This is a genomic window from Cupriavidus sp. C2SS-8b, from assembly GCF_057073745.1.
The window spans coordinates 3,156,290-3,176,693 of sequence record NZ_CP172716.1; the positions used below are offsets into that span (position 1 = coordinate 3,156,290).

The following is a 20,404-nucleotide window of genomic DNA, read 5'->3' on the forward strand; positions in this document are numbered from 1 at the left end:
CGCCACCAATTCGGGATGTAGTCTTTGTAGTCTTGGGTTGTGCTGTATCAGCCGGCACAGGCGATTCACTCACCAGGCTAAAACACACTGGTTATAGGATCAAGCCTTACGGGCAATTAGTACTGGTTAGCTTAACGCATTACTGCGCTTCCACACCCAGCCTATCAACGTCCTGGTCTCGAACGACCCTTCAAGGCGGTCAAGCCGCCAGGGAATCCTCATCTTCAGGCGAGTTTCCCGCTTAGATGCTTTCAGCGGTTATCTCTTCCGTACATAGCTACCCTGCGATGCCTCTGGCGAGACAACAGGTACACCAGCGGTACGTCCACTCCGGTCCTCTCGTACTAGGAGCAGCCCCCGTCAAGATTCCAACGCCCACGGCAGATAGGGACCAAACTGTCTCACGACGTTTTAAACCCAGCTCACGTACCTCTTTAAATGGCGAACAGCCATACCCTTGGGACCGGCTACAGCCCCAGGATGAGATGAGCCGACATCGAGGTGCCAAACACCGCCGTCGATATGAACTCTTGGGCGGTATCAGCCTGTTATCCCCAGAGTACCTTTTATCCGTTGAGCGATGGCCCTTCCATTCAGAACCACCGGATCACTATGTCCTGCTTTCGCACCTGCTCGACTTGTCGGTCTCGCAGTTAAGCACGCTTTTGCCATTGCACTTTAGGTACGATGTCCGACCGTACCAAGCGTACCTTCGAACTCCTCCGTTACACTTTGGGAGGAGACCGCCCCAGTCAAACTGCCTACCATGCACTGTCCCCGACCCGGATTCACGGGCCAAGGTTAGAACCTCAAACAAACCAGGGTGGTATTTCAAGGACGGCTCCACGCAGACTAGCGTCCACGCTTCAAAGCCTCCCACCTATCCTACACAGATCGGTTCAAAGTCCAATGCAAAGCTACAGTAAAGGTTCATGGGGTCTTTCCGTCTAGCCGCGGGGAGATTGCATCATCACAAACACTTCAACTTCGCTGAGTCTCGGGAGGAGACAGTGTGGCCATCGTTACGCCATTCGTGCAGGTCGGAACTTACCCGACAAGGAATTTCGCTACCTTAGGACCGTTATAGTTACGGCCGCCGTTTACCGGGACTTCAATCAAGAGCTTGCACCCCATCATTTAATCTTCCGGCACCGGGCAGGCGTCACACCCTATACGTCCACTTTCGTGTTTGCAGAGTGCTGTGTTTTTATTAAACAGTCGCAGCCACCATTTTATTGCAACCCCTTCACCCTTCTGGCGCAGGCCAGTCAAGCTACCAGGGCGTACCTTATCCCGAAGTTACGGTACCAATTTGCCGAGTTCCTTCTCCCGAGTTCTCTCAAGCGCCTTAGAATACTCATCTCGCCCACCTGTGTCGGTTTGCGGTACGGTCTCGTATGACTGAAGCTTAGAGGCTTTTCTTGGAACCACTTCCAATTGCTTCGCAGCACAAGGCCGCTCGCCCCACATCCTTGAATCCCGCGCCCGGATTTGCCTAAGCGCCTTCTCCAATGCAGGGACCGGGACTTCCAACACCCGGACAACCTTCCGCGATCCGTCCCCCCATCGCATCATACGACGGTGCAGGAATATTAACCTGCTTCCCATCAGCTACGCATCTCTGCCTCGCCTTAGGGGCCGACTCACCCTACGCCGATGAACGTTGCGTAGGAAACCTTGGGCTTACGGCGAGGGGGCCTTTCACCCCCTTTATCGCTACTCATGTCAGCATTCGCACTTCCGATACCTCCAGCATCCTTTACAAGACACCTTCACAGGCTTACGGAACGCTCTCCTACCACGCACATTGCTGTGCGTCCGCAGCTTCGGTATATAGCTTAGCCCCGTTACATCTTCCGCGCAGGACGACTCGATCAGTGAGCTATTACGCTTTCTTTAAAGGGTGGCTGCTTCTAAGCCAACCTCCTGACTGTTTTAGCCTTCCCACTTCGTTTCCCACTTAGCTATATTTGGGGACCTTAGCTGGCGGTCTGGGTTGTTTCCCTCTTGACACCGGACGTTAGCACCCGATGTCTGTCTCCCGTGATTGCACTCTTCGGTATTCGGAGTTTGCTATGGCGGGGTAATCAGCAATAGACCCCCCAACCATGACAGTGCTCTACCCCCGAAGGTGAGACACGAGGCACTACCTAAATAGTTTTCGGAGAGAACCAGCTATTTCCAGATTTGTTTAGCCTTTCACCCCTATCCACAGCTCATCCCCTAACTTTTCAACGTTAGTGGGTTCGGTCCTCCAGTACGTGTTACCGCACCTTCAACCTGGCCATGGATAGATCATCTGGTTTCGGGTCTACACCCAGCGACTGAACGCCCTGTTCGGACTCGCTTTCGCTACGCCTGCCCTAATCGGTTAAGCTTGCCACTGAATGTAAGTCGCTGACCCATTATACAAAAGGTACGCCGTCACCCGTTTCCAGGCTCCGACTGTTTGTATGCATGCGGTTTCAGGATCTATTTCACTCCCCTCCCGGGGTTCTTTTCGCCTTTCCCTCACGGTACTGGTTCACTATCGGTCGATCACGAGTATTTAGCCTTGGAGGATGGTCCCCCCATCTTCAGACAGGATTTCACGTGTCCCGCCCTACTTCTCGTACACCTAGTTCCACAACGCTGTTTTCGCATACAGGGCTATCACCTGCTATGGCCGGGCTTTCCATCCCGTTCTGCTAACAACACTGCTAAAGAGTACAAGGCTCTTCCCATTTCGTTCGCCACTACTCTGGGAATCTCGGTTGATTTCTGTTCCTGCAGCTACTTAGATGTTTCAGTTCGCCGCGTTCGCTTCCCTTGCCTATGTATTCAGCAAGGGATGACCCATGCGGGCCGGGTTTCCCCATTCGGACATCTCCGGATCAAAGCTTGTTTGCCAGCTCCCCGAAGCTTTTCGCAGGCTACCGCGTCCTTCATCGCCTGTGATCGCCAAGGCATCCACCACATGCACTTGTTCGCTTGACCCTATAACGAGTGTGTCTCAGCGACACTATCGCTACAGGTGAGTTCTCGCATTTGTGCCGTATTCCAAGTCATCTTTCGATCACTTAAATACATTTTGGTTGATACAATCACAACCCGGTATCGCGTTTGTACTGCAGCGTCTCATCAACGCTCGCGCGACACCTTTACTACATCCCATATTGTTAAAGAACAGCCGATGCGCAGGATAGACCCGCGCTCGCTTGGCAATGCCAAAGGGAAGCACTCAATCAAATGCTTTCCTTTGACAACCAATTCCAGGTTTCCGCAACTCACTCGTCAGAGCGATGGTGGAGGATGACGGGATCGAACCGACGACCCCCTGCTTGCAAAGCAGGTGCTCTCCCAGCTGAGCTAATCCCCCCTCGGATAACTTGGTGGGTCTGGTAGGACTTGAACCTACGACCCCCGCCTTATCAAGACGGTGCTCTAACCACCTGAGCTACAGACCCTTGGCTGTAACAGCAAACAAACCGATAAGTGTGGACACTGGACACGCAGAACGCGCGCCTCTGGAAAGGAGGTGATCCAGCCGCACCTTCCGATACGGCTACCTTGTTACGACTTCACCCCAGTCATGAACCCTGCCGTGGTAATCGCCCTCCTTGCGGTTAGGCTAACTACTTCTGGCAAAACCCACTCCCATGGTGTGACGGGCGGTGTGTACAAGACCCGGGAACGTATTCACCGCGGCATGCTGATCCGCGATTACTAGCGATTCCAGCTTCACGTAGTCGAGTTGCAGACTACGATCCGGACTACGATGCGTTTTCTGGGATTAGCTCCCCCTCGCGGGTTGGCAACCCTCTGTACGCACCATTGTATGACGTGTGAAGCCCTACCCATAAGGGCCATGAGGACTTGACGTCATCCCCACCTTCCTCCGGTTTGTCACCGGCAGTCTCTCTAGAGTGCCCTTTCGTAGCAACTAGAGACAAGGGTTGCGCTCGTTGCGGGACTTAACCCAACATCTCACGACACGAGCTGACGACAGCCATGCAGCACCTGTGTCCACTTTCCCTTTCGGGCACCTGATGCATCTCTGCTTCGTTAGTGGCATGTCAAGGGTAGGTAAGGTTTTTCGCGTTGCATCGAATTAATCCACATCATCCACCGCTTGTGCGGGTCCCCGTCAATTCCTTTGAGTTTTAATCTTGCGACCGTACTCCCCAGGCGGTCAACTTCACGCGTTAGCTACGTTACTGAAGAAATGAATCCCCAACAACTAGTTGACATCGTTTAGGGCGTGGACTACCAGGGTATCTAATCCTGTTTGCTCCCCACGCTTTCGTGCATGAGCGTCAGTGACGTCCCAGGGGGCTGCCTTCGCCATCGGTATTCCTCCACATCTCTACGCATTTCACTGCTACACGTGGAATTCTACCCCCCTCTGACATACTCTAGCCTGACAGTCACAAGCGCCATTCCCAAGTTAAGCTCGGGGATTTCACGCCTGTCTTATCAAACCGCCTGCGCACGCTTTACGCCCAGTAATTCCGATTAACGCTCGCACCCTACGTATTACCGCGGCTGCTGGCACGTAGTTAGCCGGTGCTTATTCTTCCGGTACCGTCATCCGCCCCAGGTATTAACCAGGACGTTTTCTTTCCGGACAAAAGTGCTTTACAACCCGAAGGCCTTCTTCACACACGCGGCATTGCTGGATCAGGGTTGCCCCCATTGTCCAAAATTCCCCACTGCTGCCTCCCGTAGGAGTCTGGGCCGTGTCTCAGTCCCAGTGTGGCTGATCGTCCTCTCAGACCAGCTACTGATCGTCGCCTTGGTAGGCTTTTACCCCACCAACTAGCTAATCAGACATCGGCCGCTCCTGTCGCGCGAGGCCGTTACCGGTCCCCCGCTTTCACCCTCAGGTCGTATGCGGTATTAGCTAATCTTTCGACTAGTTATCCCCCACGACAGGGCACGTTCCGATGTATTACTCACCCGTTCGCCACTCGCCGCCAGGCCGAAGCCCGCGCTGCCGTTCGACTTGCATGTGTAAGGCATGCCGCCAGCGTTCAATCTGAGCCAGGATCAAACTCTTCAGTTCAATCTCTGTGTGGGTCCGAAGACCCTCGCTCTTTCGAGCGGTCGCTCACTCTCAGAAAACTGACTGACCAGATCCGAAGACCCAGTCACGTTTTGCTGTGCGAGCACTGTATAACTTGTGAAGCTCCGAAGTCCGAAGACCTCGTGCGTCCGCTACCCAGCGCCCACACTTATCGGTTGTTTGGTTGTTAAAGAACTTCGCTGCCGGCTTTGCCGTTCAGCGCGCTGCGTTGTCTGCAGCAGAGAAACGAGATTATGTAGCACTTTCTTCGTTTCGTCAACCAGGTCAGCAATCTTTTTTGCTCCGGTTCGTCGCGCCAACTTCGCGCCGCCGAACCACCCGATCAACCCCGCTACCCTTGCTGCGTCTGCTTTGCAGCGCCGCGTTGTGTTGCGAGGGGGCGAATATTAGGGGGGATTTCCGAAGCTTGCAACACCTTTGTCACAAGCGCACCGCAACTCGCCCCCACCTTCAGGCCCAAGCCATTGATCGATAAGGAAATATCGGGTTTTCCCTGAAATCGAGAAACTCAATACCCAATAAAAACCCTCGGGTATTTCCCTATCAAGTTATCAGCGATGCTTGAAATCCGGGGTGCGTTTCTCGACGAAAGCCGCCATCCCTTCCTTCTGGTCTTCGCTGGCAAATGTCGAATGGAACAGCCGGCGCTCGAAGCGCACGCCTTCCGCCAGCGTGGTTTCGTAGGCGGCGTTGATTGACTCCTTGATCATCATGACCACCGGCAACGAGAAGCCGGCGATGGCTTCGGCTGCCGACAGCGCTTCGTCCAGGAGCTTGTCGGCCGGCACCACGCGCGACACCAGGCCAGCGCGTTCGGCCTCGGCCGCATCCATCATGCGGGCGGTCAGGCACAGGTCCATGGCCTTGGCCTTGGACACCGCGCGCGGCATGCGCTGCGTGCCGCCCGCACCCGGCATGGTGCCGAGCTTGACTTCCGGCTGGCCAAAGCGCGCGTTTTCGGCGGCGATGATGATGTCGCACATCATGGCGAGTTCGGAGCCGCCACCGAGTGCATAACCCGCGACCGCAGCAATGACCGGCTTGCGGATGGTGCGGATGGTTTCCCAGTTACGGGTGATGTAGTCGCCCTTGTACACGTCCATGAACGAATACTTGGACATCATGCCGATATCGGCGCCGGCGGCGAAAGCCTTCTCGCTGCCGGTAATCACGATGGCGCCGATGCCTTCATCCTTGTCGAAAGCCGTCAGCGCGGCGCCCAGTTCGTCCATCAGCGCGTCATTGAGCGCATTCAGGGCTTTCGGGCGGTTCAGCGTGACCAGTCCGACGCGGCCGCGCGTTTCCACCAGGATGTTTTCGTACGACATGTCTTCTCCTTTGTCTGCAAAAGAACCAGATGTTGATCCGGCAGCAAGTCTGCCACGTTACCCGATTGTGTTGCAGCGGATTGCACCGCGGAGCTGAGCTCCTCCCGGTTCGAAATCAGCTCGTGCGCGGCGCTGACGACCTGGTCCACCTGCACGTCCTCGATCCGTGTGCCCGTCAATGGCTTGACGATACGCATGCAATCGTCGTCCCCGGCCGGGCCCGTCACGTGCGACAGCGTCGGCCCGAAGATCGCGATGACCGGCGTGCGGAATGCCGCCGCGACGTGTGTGGGCCCCGTATCCGTGCCGATCAACAAAGCCGAGTCAGCGATCAACGCCATCATTTCGGGCAACGAAGTTTTCCCACAGAGATTCAAGACATCGGGAAATTTCGCCGCGATCTGTGAGACATGCCCCGCTTCCGCCGGCGTTCCAATCAGTACGGGCCGATGGTCGGGAAAGAATCGCGACCAGCCCTCCAGCAAGCCGATCCATCGCTCCACCGGCCACAGGCGCGTATTGGCCCGCTTGTGATAGAACGAACTGTTCCCGGTATGCAGGCAGATACAAGGCGTTTCCAGCCCGAAGCGTGCGCGGATATCAATGTCCGGCCTTCGCAGCGACGGCATAGCACGACGGGCGATATGGTCCGGGGTGCAATAGGCCAGCAGGCGCTGGACCACCTTGGTCCTGTGGGTGTCTGGCGGATCCACTTCATGGCGCACCTTATAGACCTTGACCTTGCGGGCAACCGGGAAGCACCAGCCCAGGCTGGGGAAAAAGTCCGTCCGGTTGATGGTCAGGTCCAATATCAGGTGATACGGATAACGAAGCATGGCCCGCGAAAGGATCAGCCACTTGTGCGGATTCACCAGCAACGGAAGCCTTGGACCGCCGCGCAGGATGAGGACTCGAGAAATGCGGGGGTCATGCTCGAACAAGTCCGCAGACCGGTGCTTCAGCAGCAGGTCGATCTCCAGATCGCCGCCATAGGTTTCCCGCAAAGCATCGATGGATGCGCTCGCCCAAACGACATCGCCCAGGCCGCCAATGCAAAGAACCAGTGCCCGCGGCCGCGATTTCCCGTTAGCCAATTTCGTTTTTTGCAACATTAACCTCCGCAATCTTGTTGGCCGATATATCCGGCAGCTCGCCGACCCAAGACGTCGTGGCGCGAGTGTTTCAGAGTTTTGTTCGGATATAAAGACAAGCCAACTATACTTTGGTTGCCTGCAAATGACTCGTTCCAGAAGTGATTTTTCGATCACTTTTACGCGAGTGATGTAACTTGCAAGGTACATTGCTGCTGGTGGGCGGCCGGCCACCCGCCTTCAACCATAGGCGACGAAGGCGGATAGGAAGACATTGCGTCCTCCTGAAGGACGAACGATGAGGGCGTATCGCACGAAGTTGTCTCATGCGATGCCCGACCACCGATTCAGAGCATGTGCGCGAGGAATTCCCGTGTGCGGGCATGGCTCGGCGCGCCGAATACCTGCTCGGGCGGCCCTTCCTCGAGGATCCTGCCCTCGTCCATGAACACCACATGATTGGCGACTTCGCGTGCGAAGCCCATCTCGTGTGTGACGACCAGCATGGTCATATGCTCGTCAGCGAGTTGCCGCATGGTCCGAAGGACTTCTCCGGTCAACTCCGGATCGAGCGCCGACGTCGGCTCGTCGAACAGCATGATGTCGGGTTCCATCGCCAGCGCTCGCGCGATGGCCACGCGCTGCTTCTGCCCGCCCGACAGCCGCGCCGGATAGTTGTCCCGCTTGGCCAGCAAGCCAACCTTGCGCAGCAGTTCCTCCGCCTTGGGAATTGCGGCATCGCGCGACAAGCCCTTGACGGTCATCGGCGCTTCGATGATGTTCTGCAGCACCGTCATGTGCGGGAACAGGTTGAACGACTGGAACACCATGCCCATCTTGCGGCAGATGCGGCGGATTTCCGCATCCGGCACATATTTGGCAGCGCCGTCGGCCCCCGTGGCCGCCAGTGCCTCGCCTTCGATCTCAATCTTGCCGCTGTCGATCACCTCGAGATGGTTCAGGCAGCGCAGCAAGGTGCTCTTGCCAGAGCCGGAGGGGCCGATCACCGCCGTGACATCACCCTTGCGCAAAGTCAGGGAGACACCATGCAGGACCCGCAACGGCCCGAACGCCTTGACGATGTCCCGGGCCGCGATCATGACACCGGGGGCGCGGCTGGAATTGGTGCCAGCGCGGTCAGTCATCATGTTTGGCATAGCGTTTCTCGAGGTGCTGGAAGAACCAGGTCAGGATCAGGGTCATCACCAGATAGAAGAGCGCGGCGACCAGGAAAGGCGTGGTGGTGAAATCGCGCTGCACGATGCCGCGCGCAGTGCGCAGGATATCGTTGAGCGCCAGGACATAGATCAGCGACGTGTCCTTGATCAGCGTGATGGTCTCGTTGCTGACCGGCGGCAGGACACGGCTGACCATCTGCGGCAGCACGACGCGCCGCATGGTCTGGAAGTAGGTCATGCCCAGCGCCTTGCTGGCTTCGTACTGGCCGCGGTCGACCGATTTGATCCCGGCGCGGAAAATCTCCGCGAAATAGGCCGCGTAGTTCAACGCAAATGCCACCACCGCGGAGGGAAAGTCCGGCAGGCGCACGCCAATGACCGGCACGAACGGCAGCGCGAAATAGATGAACAGCATCTGCAGCATCAGCGGCGTGCCGCGCATCAGCCAGATATAGCCATTGACTAGGCCGCTCAGCAGCGGCCATTTCGAGATGCGGGCCAGCGCCAGCGCCAGGCCCAGCGGTACAGAAAGCGCCAGCGTGATGAAGAACAGTGTGAGGGTGACTTTCGCACCCTGCGCCAAAGGCGACAGAAGGGATAAGACGTAATCCATGCTTGCGCGGATGGAATGGATTCGGGTCGGGGCGGCGGGCCGTGACTACCGAGCCGCCCCCGGACCGCGATAAGGCGCGACGCCGCGCCAAGGCAGCGCAGGACGTCGCGAAAGGTCGGGATTACTTGGTGATGTCGGCGCCGAACCACTTCGTGGCGATGCGGGCGGCGGTGCCGTCTTCCTTCATCGAACCGAGGGTCTTGTCGAGCTTGCCAAGCAGCTCGGCGTCGTCCTTGCGCACGCCAACGCCGTAGTCTTCCGTGCCGAAGTTCTCGTCCAGCACGCGGTATTCGCCGGCGCGCTTGCTGATGAGGTAGCGGCCCACCACTTCGTCGACCACGATGGCGTCGAGACGGCCGGTCGAGAGATCCATCAGGGCAGTCACGTTATCGCCGAAGGTCTTGAGTTCCTTCAGGCTGGCCGCGACCGCGGCTTCCTTCTTGATCGCATCGACCGCGCTGCTGCCGTCCTGCGCGCCGACGATGCGGCCGGCCAGGTCGGCCTTGGTCTTCACCGGCGACTTGATGCCAACAATGATGATCTGGTGGTTCGTCATATAGGGAGCGGTAAAGCTGATGTTCTGCTTGCGCTCTTCCGTGATGGTCAGGCCGTTCCACAGGACGTCCACGCGCTTGCCGTTGAGTTCGGCTTCCTTCGCGCTCCAGTCGATCGGCTTGAATTCGACCGTCATGCCGAGGCGGTGGCTCGCTTCCTTGGCCATGTCGATATCAAAGCCAACGAGTTCGTTGTTGCTGTCGCGAAAGCCCATCGGCGGGAAGTTGTCGTCGAGGCCGACGATGATCCTGGTGGCCGCAGCCGGTGCCGACTCCGTATTGGCGGCGGGGGCCGATTCCTTCTTGCCGCACGCGCCAAGCAGCGCGACGGTCGAAATCAGGAGTAGTGCAGCGAACTTCTTCATGGAGGTATCCAATGCGAATAGACAGGCACACCGGTCTCCGGGTAAGGAGACCGACGTGTTTCAGGTTATTGTTTGCAGCGGGATTATAGAGCGACACCCTCCGCCGGCATTGCGAGGGGCGCCGGCAATCGCGCAAACCCTGTCGCGCCGCCACCGATAAGGCACTGGGGCAACACAACCCGGCTCAGATTTTTGGTGCTACCATTCACCGACCGTCCGGTCGGTTAATTAAGGACCGCCAGGCAACAATATAAAGGCAGGAGACAACAATGCCCCCGATGTCCGCGCCCGCTGGCCAGCCGGTCAGCCTGGACTCCGGCCCGGTCTTGCTGGCATGGCAAGGCAACGTGGCCGTCATCACCCTGAACCGCCCCGATAAGCTGAACAGCTTCACCCGCGAAATGCATGGCGCACTCCAGCAGGCGCTGGATCACGTGGAGGCAGGCGGCGCCCGCGCGCTGTTGCTGACCGGCGCCGGCCGCGGCTTCTGCGCCGGACAGGATCTTGCCGACCTGGAATTCACCCCGGGGAAGATGACCGACCTGGGCACGCTGATCGACACCTATTTCAATCCGCTCGTCCGCCGCCTGCAGGCCCTGCCGCTGCCGGTGGTGGCCGCCGTGAACGGCACCGCAGCAGGCGCCGGCGCCAACCTGGCGCTGGCTTGCGATATGGTGCTGGCAGCGCGCTCGGCCAGCTTCATCCAGGCGTTCGTCAAGATCGGGCTGGTGCCAGATTCCGGCGGCACCTGGCTGCTGCCCAAGCGGATCGGCATGGCACGCGCCATGGGCCTGGCCATGACCGGCGACAAGCTCACGGCCGAAGAAGCCGAGCGATGGGGCCTGGTCTGGGACATCATGGATGATCCGCTGCTGCAAGAGCAGGCGCTGGCGCTGGCCACGCATCTCGCGGCCCAGCCCACACGCGCGCTCGCGGCGATCAAGCGTGCCATGTATGCGAGCGGCACCTCGACGCTGGATACGCAGCTCGACCTGGAGCGGGACCTGCAGCGCGAACTGGGGCAATCCGCCGACTATGCGGAAGGCGTCAATGCCTTCCTGGAAAAGCGCGCACCCAAGTTCACCGGCCGCTGACTGCCAGGTGCCATCCGGCGCCGCCCCACCGAGAGACAGGAGATCCGCTTGACCAAAAATCCGCAGGCACTCGCCGAGGCGGCCGCAGCCGCCATGTACGAAGCCGATACCTGCAGCCGCTGGCTGGGCATCGTGGTGCAGGAAGTGCGGCCCGGCTACGCCCGCCTGACCATGCCGGTGCGCCCGGAATTCCTCAATGGCCACGGCATCTGCCACGGCGGCCTGATGTTTACACTGGCTGACTCCAGCTTCGCTTTCGCGTGCAATAGCCACAATATCAACACGGTGGCCGCGGGTTGCAGCATCGAATTCCTGAAGCCCGTGCACGGCGGCGATGTCCTGACGGCCGAGGCCGTAGAGCAGACCCTGTCCGGCCGGCACGGCGTCTACGACATCCGCGTGACCAATGCCGCCGGCGAAGCCGTGGCGATGTTCCGCGGCAAGTCGGCGCAGATCAAGGGACACGTGGTACCGCCGGACAGCGTCAACTGACGCCTCGCCAGGCACGCGGCCGGCCCCCGCGCAAGACGATGTCATCGACAAGAACGCCCCCCTTGCAGGAGACGAGATGAGTACGCGCCTGACCGATCTTCCGCTCGAGCCCATCGAGACCGCCAGCCGCGCCGAACTGCAGGCGCTGCAGCTCGAACGCCTGAAGTGGTCGCTGCATCACGCTTACGAGCATTCCCCGGTCTACCGCCGCAAGTTCGACGAGGCCGGCGTGCATCCGGACCAGATCCAGACGCTGGCGGACCTGGCGCGCTTCCCGTTCACGACCAAGCAGGACCTGCGCGACAACTACCCGTTCGGCATGTTCGCCGTGCCGCAGGACCGCGTGGCGCGCGTGCATGCCTCGTCGGGCACCACGGGCAAGCCGACGGTGGTCGGCTATACGCTCAAGGACATCGATACCTGGGCCACTGTGATGGCGCGATCGATCCGCGCGGCCGGCGCCCGGCGCGGCGACAAGGTACACATCAGCTACGGCTATGGCCTGTTCACCGGCGGTCTAGGCGCGCACTACGGCGTGGAAAAGGCCGGCCTCACGGCAATCCCGTTCGGCGGCGGGCAGACCGAGCGGCAGGTGCAGCTGATCCTGGATTTCAAGCCCGAGATCATCATGGTCACACCGAGCTACATGCTGGCGATCGCCGATGAATTCGAGCGCCAGGGCATCGACCCGGCCACGACCTCGCTGCGCGTGGGCATCTTCGGCGCCGAGCCGTGGACCCCGGAAATGCGGCTGGCCATCGAGAAGCGCATGAACATTTCGGCGGTGGACATCTACGGCCTGTCCGAGGTCATGGGCCCGGGCGTGGCCAATGAATGCGCCGAGACCAAAGACGGCCCAACCATCTGGGAAGACCACTTCTACCCCGAGATCATCGACCCGGATACCGGCGCGGTGCTGCCCGACGGCGAGTTCGGCGAACTGGTATTCACCTCCCTGACGAAGGAAGCGATGCCAGTGGTCCGCTACCGGACCCGCGACCTGACCCGGCTGCTGCCCGGCACGGCGCGGGCGGCGTTCCGGCGCATGGAAAAGGTCACCGGCCGCACCGACGACATGATGATCGTGCGCGGCGTGAACGTGTTCCCGTCGCAGATCGAGGAACTGATCCTGAAGCGCGCGGAACTGGCGCCGCACTATCAGTGCGTGCTGACGCGCGAAGGTCCGATGGACATCCTGACGGTGCGCGTCGAATGCGCCCACGGCGGCGACCCGTCGACGGCGCAGGCCGCGCGCGAGGCGCTGGCCCACGACATCAAGGCGTATATTGGTGTCAGCGCCGGCATCGAGGTGCTGCCGGCCGGCGGCATCGAGCGCTCGGTCGGCAAGGCAAGGCGAATCGTCGACCAGCGCCCGCGCTAGGCACTGCGGCCGCGCGCGTCAGCTGCGCGGCATCAGCACCCACATCCGGCCGCCCTGCTTCATGCGGCCGGCGGTCTCGCCCGCCGCATCGCCGGCACCCCAGAAGAAGTCCGCGCGCACGCCGCCCTTGATGGCGCTGCCGGTATCCTGCGCGAACATCAGCCGCTCGATCGGTTCGGTCGACAGCGGACGCGTGGTCGACAGGAACACCGGAACGCCCAGCGGGATGGTGGCCGGATCGACCGCGATCGAGCGCTCCGCCGTCAGCGGCACCCCCAGCGCGCCGACCGGGCCGTCATTGGTCGGCGGCAGCTCGCGGAAGAACACGAAACGCGGATTCACATTAAGCATCTCTTCCACGCGCGACGGGTTGGCCCGCGCCCACGCCTTGATGCCTTGCATGGTCGCCTGCGCCGGCGTGATCTCGCCGCGGTCAAGCAGCCATTTGCCGAACGAGCGGAACGGCTGGTCATTGGTGCCGCCAAAGCCCACCCGCATCAGGGTGCCGTTGGGCAGCCGGATACGGCCAGAACCCTGGATCTGCAGGAAAGCGGCCTCGACTGCGTCGTCCACCCACACCAGTTCGTTGCCGCGCATGGACGGGTTCTGCAGCAGCTCCGCCCGCGCGGGCAGCGCCCGGCCGGCCATCTGCGCCGGCTTGCGGTACAGCGGAATCTGGAACTGGCCCTGGCGCGTGCGCGAACCGTGCAGGATGGGTTCGTAGTAGCCGGTGATCAGGCCGCTGTCGGAGCCGTCGCCGTTGATGACGCGGAACGGCTGGAAATTGGTTTCGAAATAGGCCCGCATGGCGACGAGGTCGCCGGCGTCGACCATCAGGCCTGCGGCGCAGGCTCGGCCCCATTCGGCGCGCTTCTTCAGCGCCTGGCAGCTGGCTTGCAGCGCGGGCCAGGCGGCGCGCATGTCATCCTGGCTCCAGCCGTTGATCTCGCTCCAGTTCGCGGCCTGCAAACGACCCTTCTGCGTGCCCGGGGTCGGGGTCGTCGTGCCGGGCGTGCCGCCGGTTTCGATGCGCGGCGGCGGCCCGCTCATGCAGCCGGCCAGCAGCGCGGCGCCGGCGGCCAGCGCGACCCAGCCCCGCCATGGCGCGCCGGCCGCGCGGTCGGCCTTGAGTCGTGGATACGCGGAAGAGAAATGCGGAATTGCCATCTTGTCAGTTCGTATTGTCCAGCGCCGCCGCGCATGCATCGGGGCCGATGGCCTACAATGCCCGGCGTCAATCGTCACCGTTGCGGCGCCCGTAAAGGCCGCCCGCCGTCCCGATCATGTCCGAGTTCCTTGAAGCCCACCCGATGCTGTTGTTCGCGGCCGAAGCCGGCGTGGCGCTGTTGCTGCTGATCTTCATCGTGGTCTGGACCATGGGCACGGCGAAGAAAAACCCGCGCCCGTCCCGTGCCCCCGCCGACCACCCGTCGCGCCAGGGCCAAGATCAAAACCAAAAGCCGGCGCAGGATCAGGACAGCCAGCCGCGCCAGTAGGTTCCCCGCGCGCGCGTGACGTGGTGATGCGCGTTCAGTGCAGCATGCGTGGCAGCACCAGCGCGAATTCGGGAATCGGCACCTCGAAGCGGTGGCCGTCCTCGGCCACGCAGAAGTACTCGCCCTTCATCGAGCCCACCGGCGTCGAGATGGTGGCCCAACTCGTGTACTCGAAATGCTCGCCCGGCTTGAGCAGCGGCTGGTGGCCAACCACGCCCAGGCCCGCGACTTCCTGCGAGGCATTGTCGCTGTCGGTGATGATCCAGTGGCGCGAGATCAGCTGCGCGGCGACTTCGCCGGTATTGTGGATCGTGATGGTGTAGGCGAAGGCATGGCGCCCACGTTCGGGGTCGGACTGGTCGGGCAGGTACTGGGTACGTACCGCCACGGAAAAAGCGTACTCGCTCATTTGTCTGCGGAATCCGGCTCAAGGGTAGGCGCATTGTGCGGCAAGGCTCTGGCAGCGGCAAGTGCGAAGCACGACCGGGTCCCGTCGCGCCGACAGGCGTAAAATACGCGCCATTCGCCGGCCGGCAGTCCCGGGATCGCCCCGCAGGAAGCAGATTCCCGTCCCGATTCCGCCGCGCCGCCACCCTACTGTCCCCATTTTTTCGCCCGCCGCCATGAGCACGCCCACCTTCCGCATCGCCCCGTCCATCCTGTCCGCCGACTTTGCCCGCCTGGGCGAGGAAGTCCGCCGCGTGACCGAGGCCGGCGCAGACTGGATCCACTTCGACGTGATGGACAACCACTACGTGCCGAACCTGACGGTGGGCCCGCTGGTATGCGAGGCCATCCGCCCGCACGTGACCGCCCCGATCGACGTGCACCTGATGGTGCGCCCGGTGGACCGCATCATTCCCGATTTCGCCAAGGCCGGTGCCAATATCATCACGTTCCACCCGGAAGCCAGCGAACACGTCGATCGCTCGCTCGCGCTGATCCGCGACAACGGCTGCCAGGCCGGCCTGGTATTCAACCCGGCCACGTCGCTGCACCACCTGGACCATGTGATGGACCGCCTGGACGTGATCCTGCTGATGTCGGTCAACCCGGGCTTCGGCGGCCAGTCGTTCATCCCCGAGACGCTGAACAAGCTGCGCGCGGTGCGCCAGCGCATCGACGCCTACACCGAGCGCACCGGCCGCAAGATCCTGCTGGAAGTGGATGGCGGCGTGAAGGTCGACAACATCGCGGAGATCGCCGCCGCCGGCGCAGACACCTTCGTGGCGGGTTCGGCCGTGTTCGGCAAGCCCGATGCCGACGGCGGTTACCGCGGCATCATTTCCGCGCTGCGCGCTGAGCTGGCCAAGGCCGGCCAATGAGCGCGGGCATGACGCTGCGCCGCGCCGACTGGAGCGGCATCGAAGGCATGATCGTCGACCTGGACGGTACCATGGTCGACACCGCCGGCGATTTCCACGCCTCGATCAACGCCATGCTGCTGGCGCTGGCGCGACTGCACCCCAACCTTGGGCCGGTGGCGCCGATGTCCGAACAGGACATCGTCAGCTTCGTCGGCAAGGGCTCGGAAAACCTGATCCGGCGCGTGCTCGACGCACGCTTTGCGCCGCTGCACGCCAACAGCCTGTTCGCCGAGGCCTATGCGCTCTACGACCGCGAGTACATCCGCATCAACGGCCAGTTCTCGCAGGTCTACCCCGGCGTGCGCGAAGGCCTGGCGGCGCTGAAGGCTGCAGGGCTGCGCATGGCCTGCGTGACCAACAAGCCCTACAGCTTCACCGAGCCGCTGCTGGCCAAGACCGGCCTGGCGCAGTATTTCGAGCTGGTCTACGGCGGCGACGCGTTCCCGCTGCGCAAGCCGGACCCGTACCCGCTGCTCAAGGTGGCCGAGGTTTTCCACCTCGATCCATCCGCCATGCTGGCGATCGGCGACTCCGAAAACGACGCGCAGGCGGCTCGCGGGGCGGGCATGGGCGTGCTGCTGATGCCCTATGGCTACAACCATGGCAACCCTGTACAAGCCGTCGACGCCGATGGTATAGTCGATTCCATTGCCCGCGTGGCAGAGCTTCTTTCTGCACACGAAACACGCTGATATCCGGTGCATTCAGCCGGCGGCCCCAGGCAATCAGATCTCTCATAGCCCCTGAACACCTCAATGTTCTTCAACCGCAAACGCATCTCTTCTGGCAGTGATCGGCAGGCTTGGCCCTGGCGTCGCTGGCGCGCCTCCCAACAGGCGTAAAGTGCGTTCGCGAGTCCGCTGATGGGCCTTCGTACCGAAGGCCTTTAGCAACCGGCCAGGGTGCCGGCATCCTTACCAGGATCCCTCTTCACTCCCCGCCAGCAAGCGTAGCCCCATGTGCTACGTTTAGCTCAGAACGCGCCACACGCCGCCCAGGCCGTGTGCGGTCTTGTCCGCAGTCTTCCCGCACCACGGTTCCCAATCCGGAGTTGGCCTTGTGCCGTCTCCCGCCGAATTGCCGACACCGCGGCGCCGCGCCACCTGATAACGCCGCGCGCCGCAAACGAGGATCGACATGACCGAACTGGAATTCAAATCGCTGGCCGACCAGGGCTACAACCGCATCCCGCTGATCGCCGAGGCCTTTGCCGACCTGGAAACGCCGCTGTCGCTGTACCTGAAGCTGGCCCAGTCGCAGACGCGCGGCGTCAATACCTTCCTGCTCGAATCGGTAGTGGGCGGCGAGCGCTTCGGACGCTATTCGTTCATCGGCCTGCATGCCCGCACGCTGCTGCGCTCGTACGGCAATCGCGCCGAAGTCGTGACCGACGGCAAGGTGGTGGAGACCCACGAAGGCAACCCGCTCGATTTCATCGCCGAGTTCGAAAGCCGCTTCAAGGTGGCGCTGCGCCCCGGCCTGCCGCGCTTCTGCGGCGGCCTGGCGGGCTACTTCGGCTACGACGCGGTGCGCTATATCGAGAAGAAGCTGGCCGACACGAAGAAGGACGATGACCTCGGCCTGCCCGACATCCAGCTGCTGCTGTGCGAGGAACTGGCCGTCATCGACAACCTGTCGGGCAAGCTCTACCTGATCGTCTACGCCGACCCGACCACGCCCGAAGCCTACCCGCGCGCGCGCCAGCGCCTGCGCGAGCTGCGCATGAAGCTGCGCCAGCCGGTCGACGTGCCGGTGACCAGCCCGTCGGTGCAGACCGAGGTCTACCGCGAGTTCGACAAGGCCGACTACCTCGCCGCCGTGCACAAGGCCAAGGAATACATCATGGCCGGCGACATGATGCAGGTGCAGATCGGCCAGCGCCTGATGAAGCCGTACCGCGACGCGCCGCTGTCGCTGTACCGCGCGCTGCGTTCGCTGAACCCGTCGCCGTATATGTACTTCTACAACTTCGGCGACTTCCAGATAGTCGGCGCGTCGCCCGAGATCCTGGTGCGCCAGGAATCGCGCAAGGTCGGCACCAACGGCGACGCCCGCGACGAGCATATCGTCACCATCCGTCCGCTGGCCGGCACGCGCCCGCGCGGCAATACGCCCGAGAAAGACGCCCAGCTCGCCACCGAACTGCTCAACGACCCCAAGGAGATCGCCGAGCACGTGATGCTGATCGACCTGGCGCGCAACGATATCGGCCGCATCGCCGAGACCGGCACGGTCAAAGTCACCGACAAGATGGTGATCGAGAAGTACTCGCACGTGCAGCACATCGTCAGCTCGGTCGAGGGCACGCTGCGCCCGGGCATGAGCAACCTGGACGTGCTGCGCGCGACCTTCCCGGCCGGCACGCTGTCGGGCGCGCCCAAGGTGCACGCCATGGAAATCATCGACGAACTGGAGCCACGCAAGCGCGGCATCTACGGTGGCGCCGTGGGCTACCTGTCGTTCGGCGGCGAAATGGACCTGGCGATCGCCATCCGCACCGGCATCGTCAAGGACGGCAATCTCTATGTGCAGGCCGCGGCCGGCATCGTTGCCGATTCGGACCCCGAAGCCGAATGGAGGGAAACCGAAGCCAAGGCGCGCGCCGTGATCCGCGCCGCCGAGCAGGTCCAGGATGGCCTGGACTCCGACATCTGAACCGAGAGAGATTGGGAGACATCGCCATGCTGCTGATGATCGACAACTACGATTCGTTTACCTACAACCTGGTGCAGTACTTCGGCGAACTCGGCGAGGACGTGCGCACGTATCGCAACGACGAAATCACGCTGGAGGAAATCGAGGCGCTCAAGCCCGATCACATCTGCGTGTCGCCCGGCCCGTGCAGCCCGAAGGAAGCCGGCATCTCGGTCGCCGTGCTGCAGCACTTCGCGGGCAAGGTGCCGCTGCTCGGCGTGTGCCTGGGCCACCAGGCCATCGGCGAGGCCTTCGGCGGCAAGGTGATCCGCGCCAAGCAGGTCATGCACGGCAAGGTCAGCACCATCGAGACCACGCAGGAAGGCGTGTTCGCCGGCCTGCCCAGGCACTTCGACGTGACGCGCTATCATTCGCTGGCGATCGAGCGCGAAACCCTGCCCGACTGCCTGGAAGTGACCGCCTGGACGCCTGACGGCGAAATCATGGGCGTACGCCACAAGACGCTGGCCGTCGAAGGCGTGCAATTCCATCCCGAGTCGATTCTTTCCGAGCATGGCCATGCGCTCCTGGCCAACTTCGTGAAGACGTCGCGATGAGGCTGCTCGACACCCCGACCCCGTCCGTTTCCATCGCGCCGCCCGCCACAACAACGACCGAGACCGCCATGACCATCACCGCCCAGGAAGCGCTGACCCGCTGCATCGAACACCGCGAGATCTTCCACGACGAGATGCTGCACCTGATGCGGCAGATCATGCAGGCGCAGATTTCCCCGGTGATGGCCGCGGCGATCCTGACCGGCCTGCGCGTGAAGAAGGAAACCATCGGCGAGATCTCGGCCGCCGCGCAGGTGATGCGCGAATTCGCCAACAAGGTCGACGTGGCGGACCGCGAGAACTTTGTCGATATCGTCGGCACCGGCGGCGACGGATCGCATACGTTCAATATCTCGACTGCCTCGATGTTCGTGGCGGCCGCGGCCGGGGCGAAGATCGCCAAGCATGGCAACCGCGGCGTGAGTTCCAAGTCGGGCAGCGCCGACGTGCTGGAAGCACTCGGCGTGAACATCATGCTGACCTCGGAACAGGTCGGCGAGTGCATCGCGCAGACCGGCATCGGTTTCATGTTTGCCCCGACTCATCACCCGGCCATGAAGAACGTGGCGCCGATCCGCAAGGAAATGGGCGTGCGCACCATCTTCAATATCCTCGGCCCGCTGACCAATCCGGCCGACGCGCCGAATATCCTGATGGGCGTGTTCCACCCGGATCTCGTCGGCATCCAGGTGCGCGTGATGCAGCGCCTGGGCGCGAAGCACGCGCTGGTTGTCTACGGCAAGGACGGCATGGACGAGGTCTCCCTAGGTGCCGCCACGCTGGTCGGCGAACTGAAGGACGGTGAAGTCCGCGAGTACGAGATCCACCCGGAAGACTTCGGCCTGTCGATGGTTTCGAACCGTGGCCTGAAGGTGGCCGACGCGATCGAGTCCAAGGAGATGCTGCTCGAGGCGCTCGGCAACGTGCCCGGCACGCCGCGCGAGATCGTCTCGCTCAACGCCGGCACCGCGCTGTACGCCGCCAACGTGGCCGACTCCATCGAAGACGGCATCCGCCGTGCGCGCGAAGCCATCGCCAGCGGTGCCGCGCGCGAGAAGCTCGACCACTTCGTGCGCGCCACGCAGCAGTTTAAGTAAGCGCCTGTCGTCCCCGCGAAAGCGGGGACCCA

16 protein-coding genes, 2 tRNA genes and 2 rRNA genes are annotated in these 20,404 nt (G+C 61.8%); 9 read left to right on the plus strand and 11 right to left on the minus strand.

Going from position 1 to position 20,404, the window contains the following annotated elements:
- Positions 1-95 precede the first annotated feature (95 nt).
- The 9 genes from ACIGJB_RS14620 to ACIGJB_RS14660 all read right to left on the minus strand — a co-directional run bounded on the left by ACIGJB_RS14620 (position 96) and on the right by ACIGJB_RS14660 (position 10,194).
- A 23S ribosomal RNA gene (locus tag ACIGJB_RS14620) occupies positions 96-2,976 on the minus strand.
- Positions 2,977-3,282: 306 nt separating this feature from the next.
- A tRNA-Ala gene (locus ACIGJB_RS14625) sits at positions 3,283-3,358 on the minus strand.
- A gap of 11 nt (positions 3,359-3,369) precedes the next feature.
- Positions 3,370-3,446: transfer RNA gene (locus tag ACIGJB_RS14630), tRNA-Ile, on the minus strand.
- Between the two features lie 64 nt (positions 3,447-3,510).
- Positions 3,511-5,044: ribosomal RNA gene (locus ACIGJB_RS14635) — 16S ribosomal RNA — on the minus strand.
- The 16S and 23S rRNA genes sit together here with 2 tRNA genes alongside, the layout of an rRNA operon.
- 572 nt (positions 5,045-5,616) lie before the next feature.
- Positions 5,617-6,393: an enoyl-CoA hydratase gene (locus tag ACIGJB_RS14640; RefSeq protein ID WP_483730473.1), complete on the minus strand. Its 777-nt coding sequence runs from the start codon at positions 6,391-6,393 to the stop codon at positions 5,617-5,619.
- The gene (locus tag ACIGJB_RS14645; protein ID WP_483730474.1) at positions 6,336-7,505 is read right to left on the minus strand and encodes a glycosyltransferase family 9 protein; all 1,170 of its coding nucleotides are present in this window, start codon (positions 7,503-7,505) and stop codon (positions 6,336-6,338) included. Before ACIGJB_RS14645 ends, ACIGJB_RS14640 begins: the two co-directional genes overlap by 58 nt.
- A 326-nt stretch (positions 7,506-7,831) precedes the next feature.
- Complete coding sequence (locus ACIGJB_RS14650) at positions 7,832-8,584, minus strand: amino acid ABC transporter ATP-binding protein (protein WP_483732339.1); 753 nt, start codon at positions 8,582-8,584, stop codon at positions 7,832-7,834.
- A gap of 37 nt (positions 8,585-8,621) precedes the next feature.
- A complete protein-coding gene (locus tag ACIGJB_RS14655) occupies positions 8,622-9,275 on the minus strand; it encodes an amino acid ABC transporter permease (protein ID WP_483730475.1) in 654 nt (217 codons plus the stop codon).
- Positions 9,276-9,396: 121 nt separating this feature from the next.
- Positions 9,397-10,194: an amino acid ABC transporter substrate-binding protein gene (locus ACIGJB_RS14660; protein WP_483730476.1), complete on the minus strand. Its 798-nt coding sequence runs from the start codon at positions 10,192-10,194 to the stop codon at positions 9,397-9,399.
- 269 nt (positions 10,195-10,463) lie between these two features.
- Between ACIGJB_RS14660 and paaG the strand changes: the two genes are divergently transcribed.
- The 3 genes from paaG to paaK all read left to right on the plus strand — a co-directional run bounded on the left by paaG (position 10,464) and on the right by paaK (position 13,161).
- Positions 10,464-11,288, plus strand: a complete 825-nt coding sequence (paaG, locus tag ACIGJB_RS14665; protein ID WP_483730477.1) for a 2-(1,2-epoxy-1,2-dihydrophenyl)acetyl-CoA isomerase PaaG — start codon at positions 10,464-10,466, stop codon at positions 11,286-11,288.
- Between the two features lie 48 nt (positions 11,289-11,336).
- Entirely contained in the window at positions 11,337-11,780 is a 444-nt protein-coding gene (gene paaI / locus ACIGJB_RS14670) for a hydroxyphenylacetyl-CoA thioesterase PaaI (protein ID WP_483730478.1), read from the plus strand.
- Positions 11,781-11,856: 76 nt separating this feature from the next.
- On the plus strand, positions 11,857-13,161 hold the full coding sequence (paaK, locus tag ACIGJB_RS14675; protein WP_483730479.1) for a phenylacetate--CoA ligase PaaK: 1,305 nt from the start codon (positions 11,857-11,859) through the stop codon (positions 13,159-13,161).
- Between the two features lie 18 nt (positions 13,162-13,179).
- Here paaK and mltA read toward each other — a convergent pair whose 3' ends face one another.
- A complete protein-coding gene (gene mltA, locus ACIGJB_RS14680; RefSeq protein WP_483730480.1) occupies positions 13,180-14,328 on the minus strand; it encodes a murein transglycosylase A in 1,149 nt (382 codons plus the stop codon).
- 116 nt (positions 14,329-14,444) lie between these two features.
- On the opposite strand from mltA, the gene ACIGJB_RS14685 reads away from it, so the two are divergent.
- The gene (locus tag ACIGJB_RS14685; protein ID WP_483730481.1) at positions 14,445-14,657 is read left to right on the plus strand and encodes a hypothetical protein; all 213 of its coding nucleotides are present in this window, start codon (positions 14,445-14,447) and stop codon (positions 14,655-14,657) included.
- Between the two features lie 34 nt (positions 14,658-14,691).
- On the opposite strand, the gene apaG is transcribed toward ACIGJB_RS14685, so the two are convergent.
- Positions 14,692-15,066 (minus strand): Co2+/Mg2+ efflux protein ApaG, encoded by a 375-nt coding sequence (gene apaG, locus ACIGJB_RS14690; RefSeq protein ID WP_483730482.1) that lies wholly within the window; start codon positions 15,064-15,066, stop codon positions 14,692-14,694.
- Between the two features lie 214 nt (positions 15,067-15,280).
- Here apaG and rpe point away from each other — a divergent pair, with 214 nt between their 5' ends.
- From rpe to trpD, 5 genes are all read left to right on the plus strand, one after another.
- Complete coding sequence (gene rpe, locus ACIGJB_RS14695) at positions 15,281-15,982, plus strand: ribulose-phosphate 3-epimerase (protein WP_483730483.1); 702 nt, start codon at positions 15,281-15,283, stop codon at positions 15,980-15,982.
- Positions 15,979-16,716 carry a phosphoglycolate phosphatase gene (gene gph, locus ACIGJB_RS14700; RefSeq protein ID WP_483730484.1) on the plus strand — a complete coding sequence of 246 codons (738 nt, stop codon included), beginning with the start codon at positions 15,979-15,981 and terminating at the stop codon, positions 16,714-16,716. Before rpe ends, gph begins: the two co-directional genes overlap by 4 nt.
- Positions 16,717-17,161: 445 nt before the next feature.
- On the plus strand, positions 17,162-18,679 hold the full coding sequence (gene trpE, locus ACIGJB_RS14705; protein WP_483730485.1) for an anthranilate synthase component I: 1,518 nt from the start codon (positions 17,162-17,164) through the stop codon (positions 18,677-18,679).
- Positions 18,680-18,705: 26 nt separating this feature from the next.
- Positions 18,706-19,275 carry an aminodeoxychorismate/anthranilate synthase component II gene (locus ACIGJB_RS14710; protein ID WP_483730486.1) on the plus strand — a complete coding sequence of 190 codons (570 nt, stop codon included), beginning with the start codon at positions 18,706-18,708 and terminating at the stop codon, positions 19,273-19,275.
- A 68-nt stretch (positions 19,276-19,343) separates the two neighbouring features.
- Positions 19,344-20,372: an anthranilate phosphoribosyltransferase gene (gene trpD / locus ACIGJB_RS14715; protein ID WP_483730487.1), complete on the plus strand. Its 1,029-nt coding sequence runs from the start codon at positions 19,344-19,346 to the stop codon at positions 20,370-20,372.
- Positions 20,373-20,404 lie beyond the last annotated feature (32 nt).

Coding starts and splice junctions, on each gene's coding strand:
- ACIGJB_RS14655 (WP_483730475.1), bottom strand. CDS start 9,275: ATGGATTACGTCTTATCCCTTCTGTCGCCTTTGGCGCAGGGTGCGAAA.
- trpE (WP_483730485.1), top strand. CDS start 17,162: ATGACCGAACTGGAATTCAAATCGCTGGCCGACCAGGGCTACAACCGC.
- rpe (WP_483730483.1), top strand. CDS start 15,281: ATGAGCACGCCCACCTTCCGCATCGCCCCGTCCATCCTGTCCGCCGAC.
- ACIGJB_RS14645 (WP_483730474.1), bottom strand. CDS start 7,505: ATGTTGCAAAAAACGAAATTGGCTAACGGGAAATCGCGGCCGCGGGCA.
- ACIGJB_RS14660 (WP_483730476.1), bottom strand. CDS start 10,194: ATGAAGAAGTTCGCTGCACTACTCCTGATTTCGACCGTCGCGCTGCTT.
- gph (WP_483730484.1), top strand. CDS start 15,979: ATGAGCGCGGGCATGACGCTGCGCCGCGCCGACTGGAGCGGCATCGAA.
- paaG (WP_483730477.1), top strand. CDS start 10,464: ATGCCCCCGATGTCCGCGCCCGCTGGCCAGCCGGTCAGCCTGGACTCC.
- ACIGJB_RS14640 (WP_483730473.1), bottom strand. CDS start 6,393: ATGTCGTACGAAAACATCCTGGTGGAAACGCGCGGCCGCGTCGGACTG.
- mltA (WP_483730480.1), bottom strand. CDS start 14,328: ATGGCAATTCCGCATTTCTCTTCCGCGTATCCACGACTCAAGGCCGAC.
- paaK (WP_483730479.1), top strand. CDS start 11,857: ATGAGTACGCGCCTGACCGATCTTCCGCTCGAGCCCATCGAGACCGCC.
- trpD (WP_483730487.1), top strand. CDS start 19,344: ATGACCATCACCGCCCAGGAAGCGCTGACCCGCTGCATCGAACACCGC.
- apaG (WP_483730482.1), bottom strand. CDS start 15,066: ATGAGCGAGTACGCTTTTTCCGTGGCGGTACGTACCCAGTACCTGCCC.
- ACIGJB_RS14685 (WP_483730481.1), top strand. CDS start 14,445: ATGTCCGAGTTCCTTGAAGCCCACCCGATGCTGTTGTTCGCGGCCGAA.
- ACIGJB_RS14710 (WP_483730486.1), top strand. CDS start 18,706: ATGCTGCTGATGATCGACAACTACGATTCGTTTACCTACAACCTGGTG.
- ACIGJB_RS14650 (WP_483732339.1), bottom strand. CDS start 8,584: ATGATCGCGGCCCGGGACATCGTCAAGGCGTTCGGGCCGTTGCGGGTC.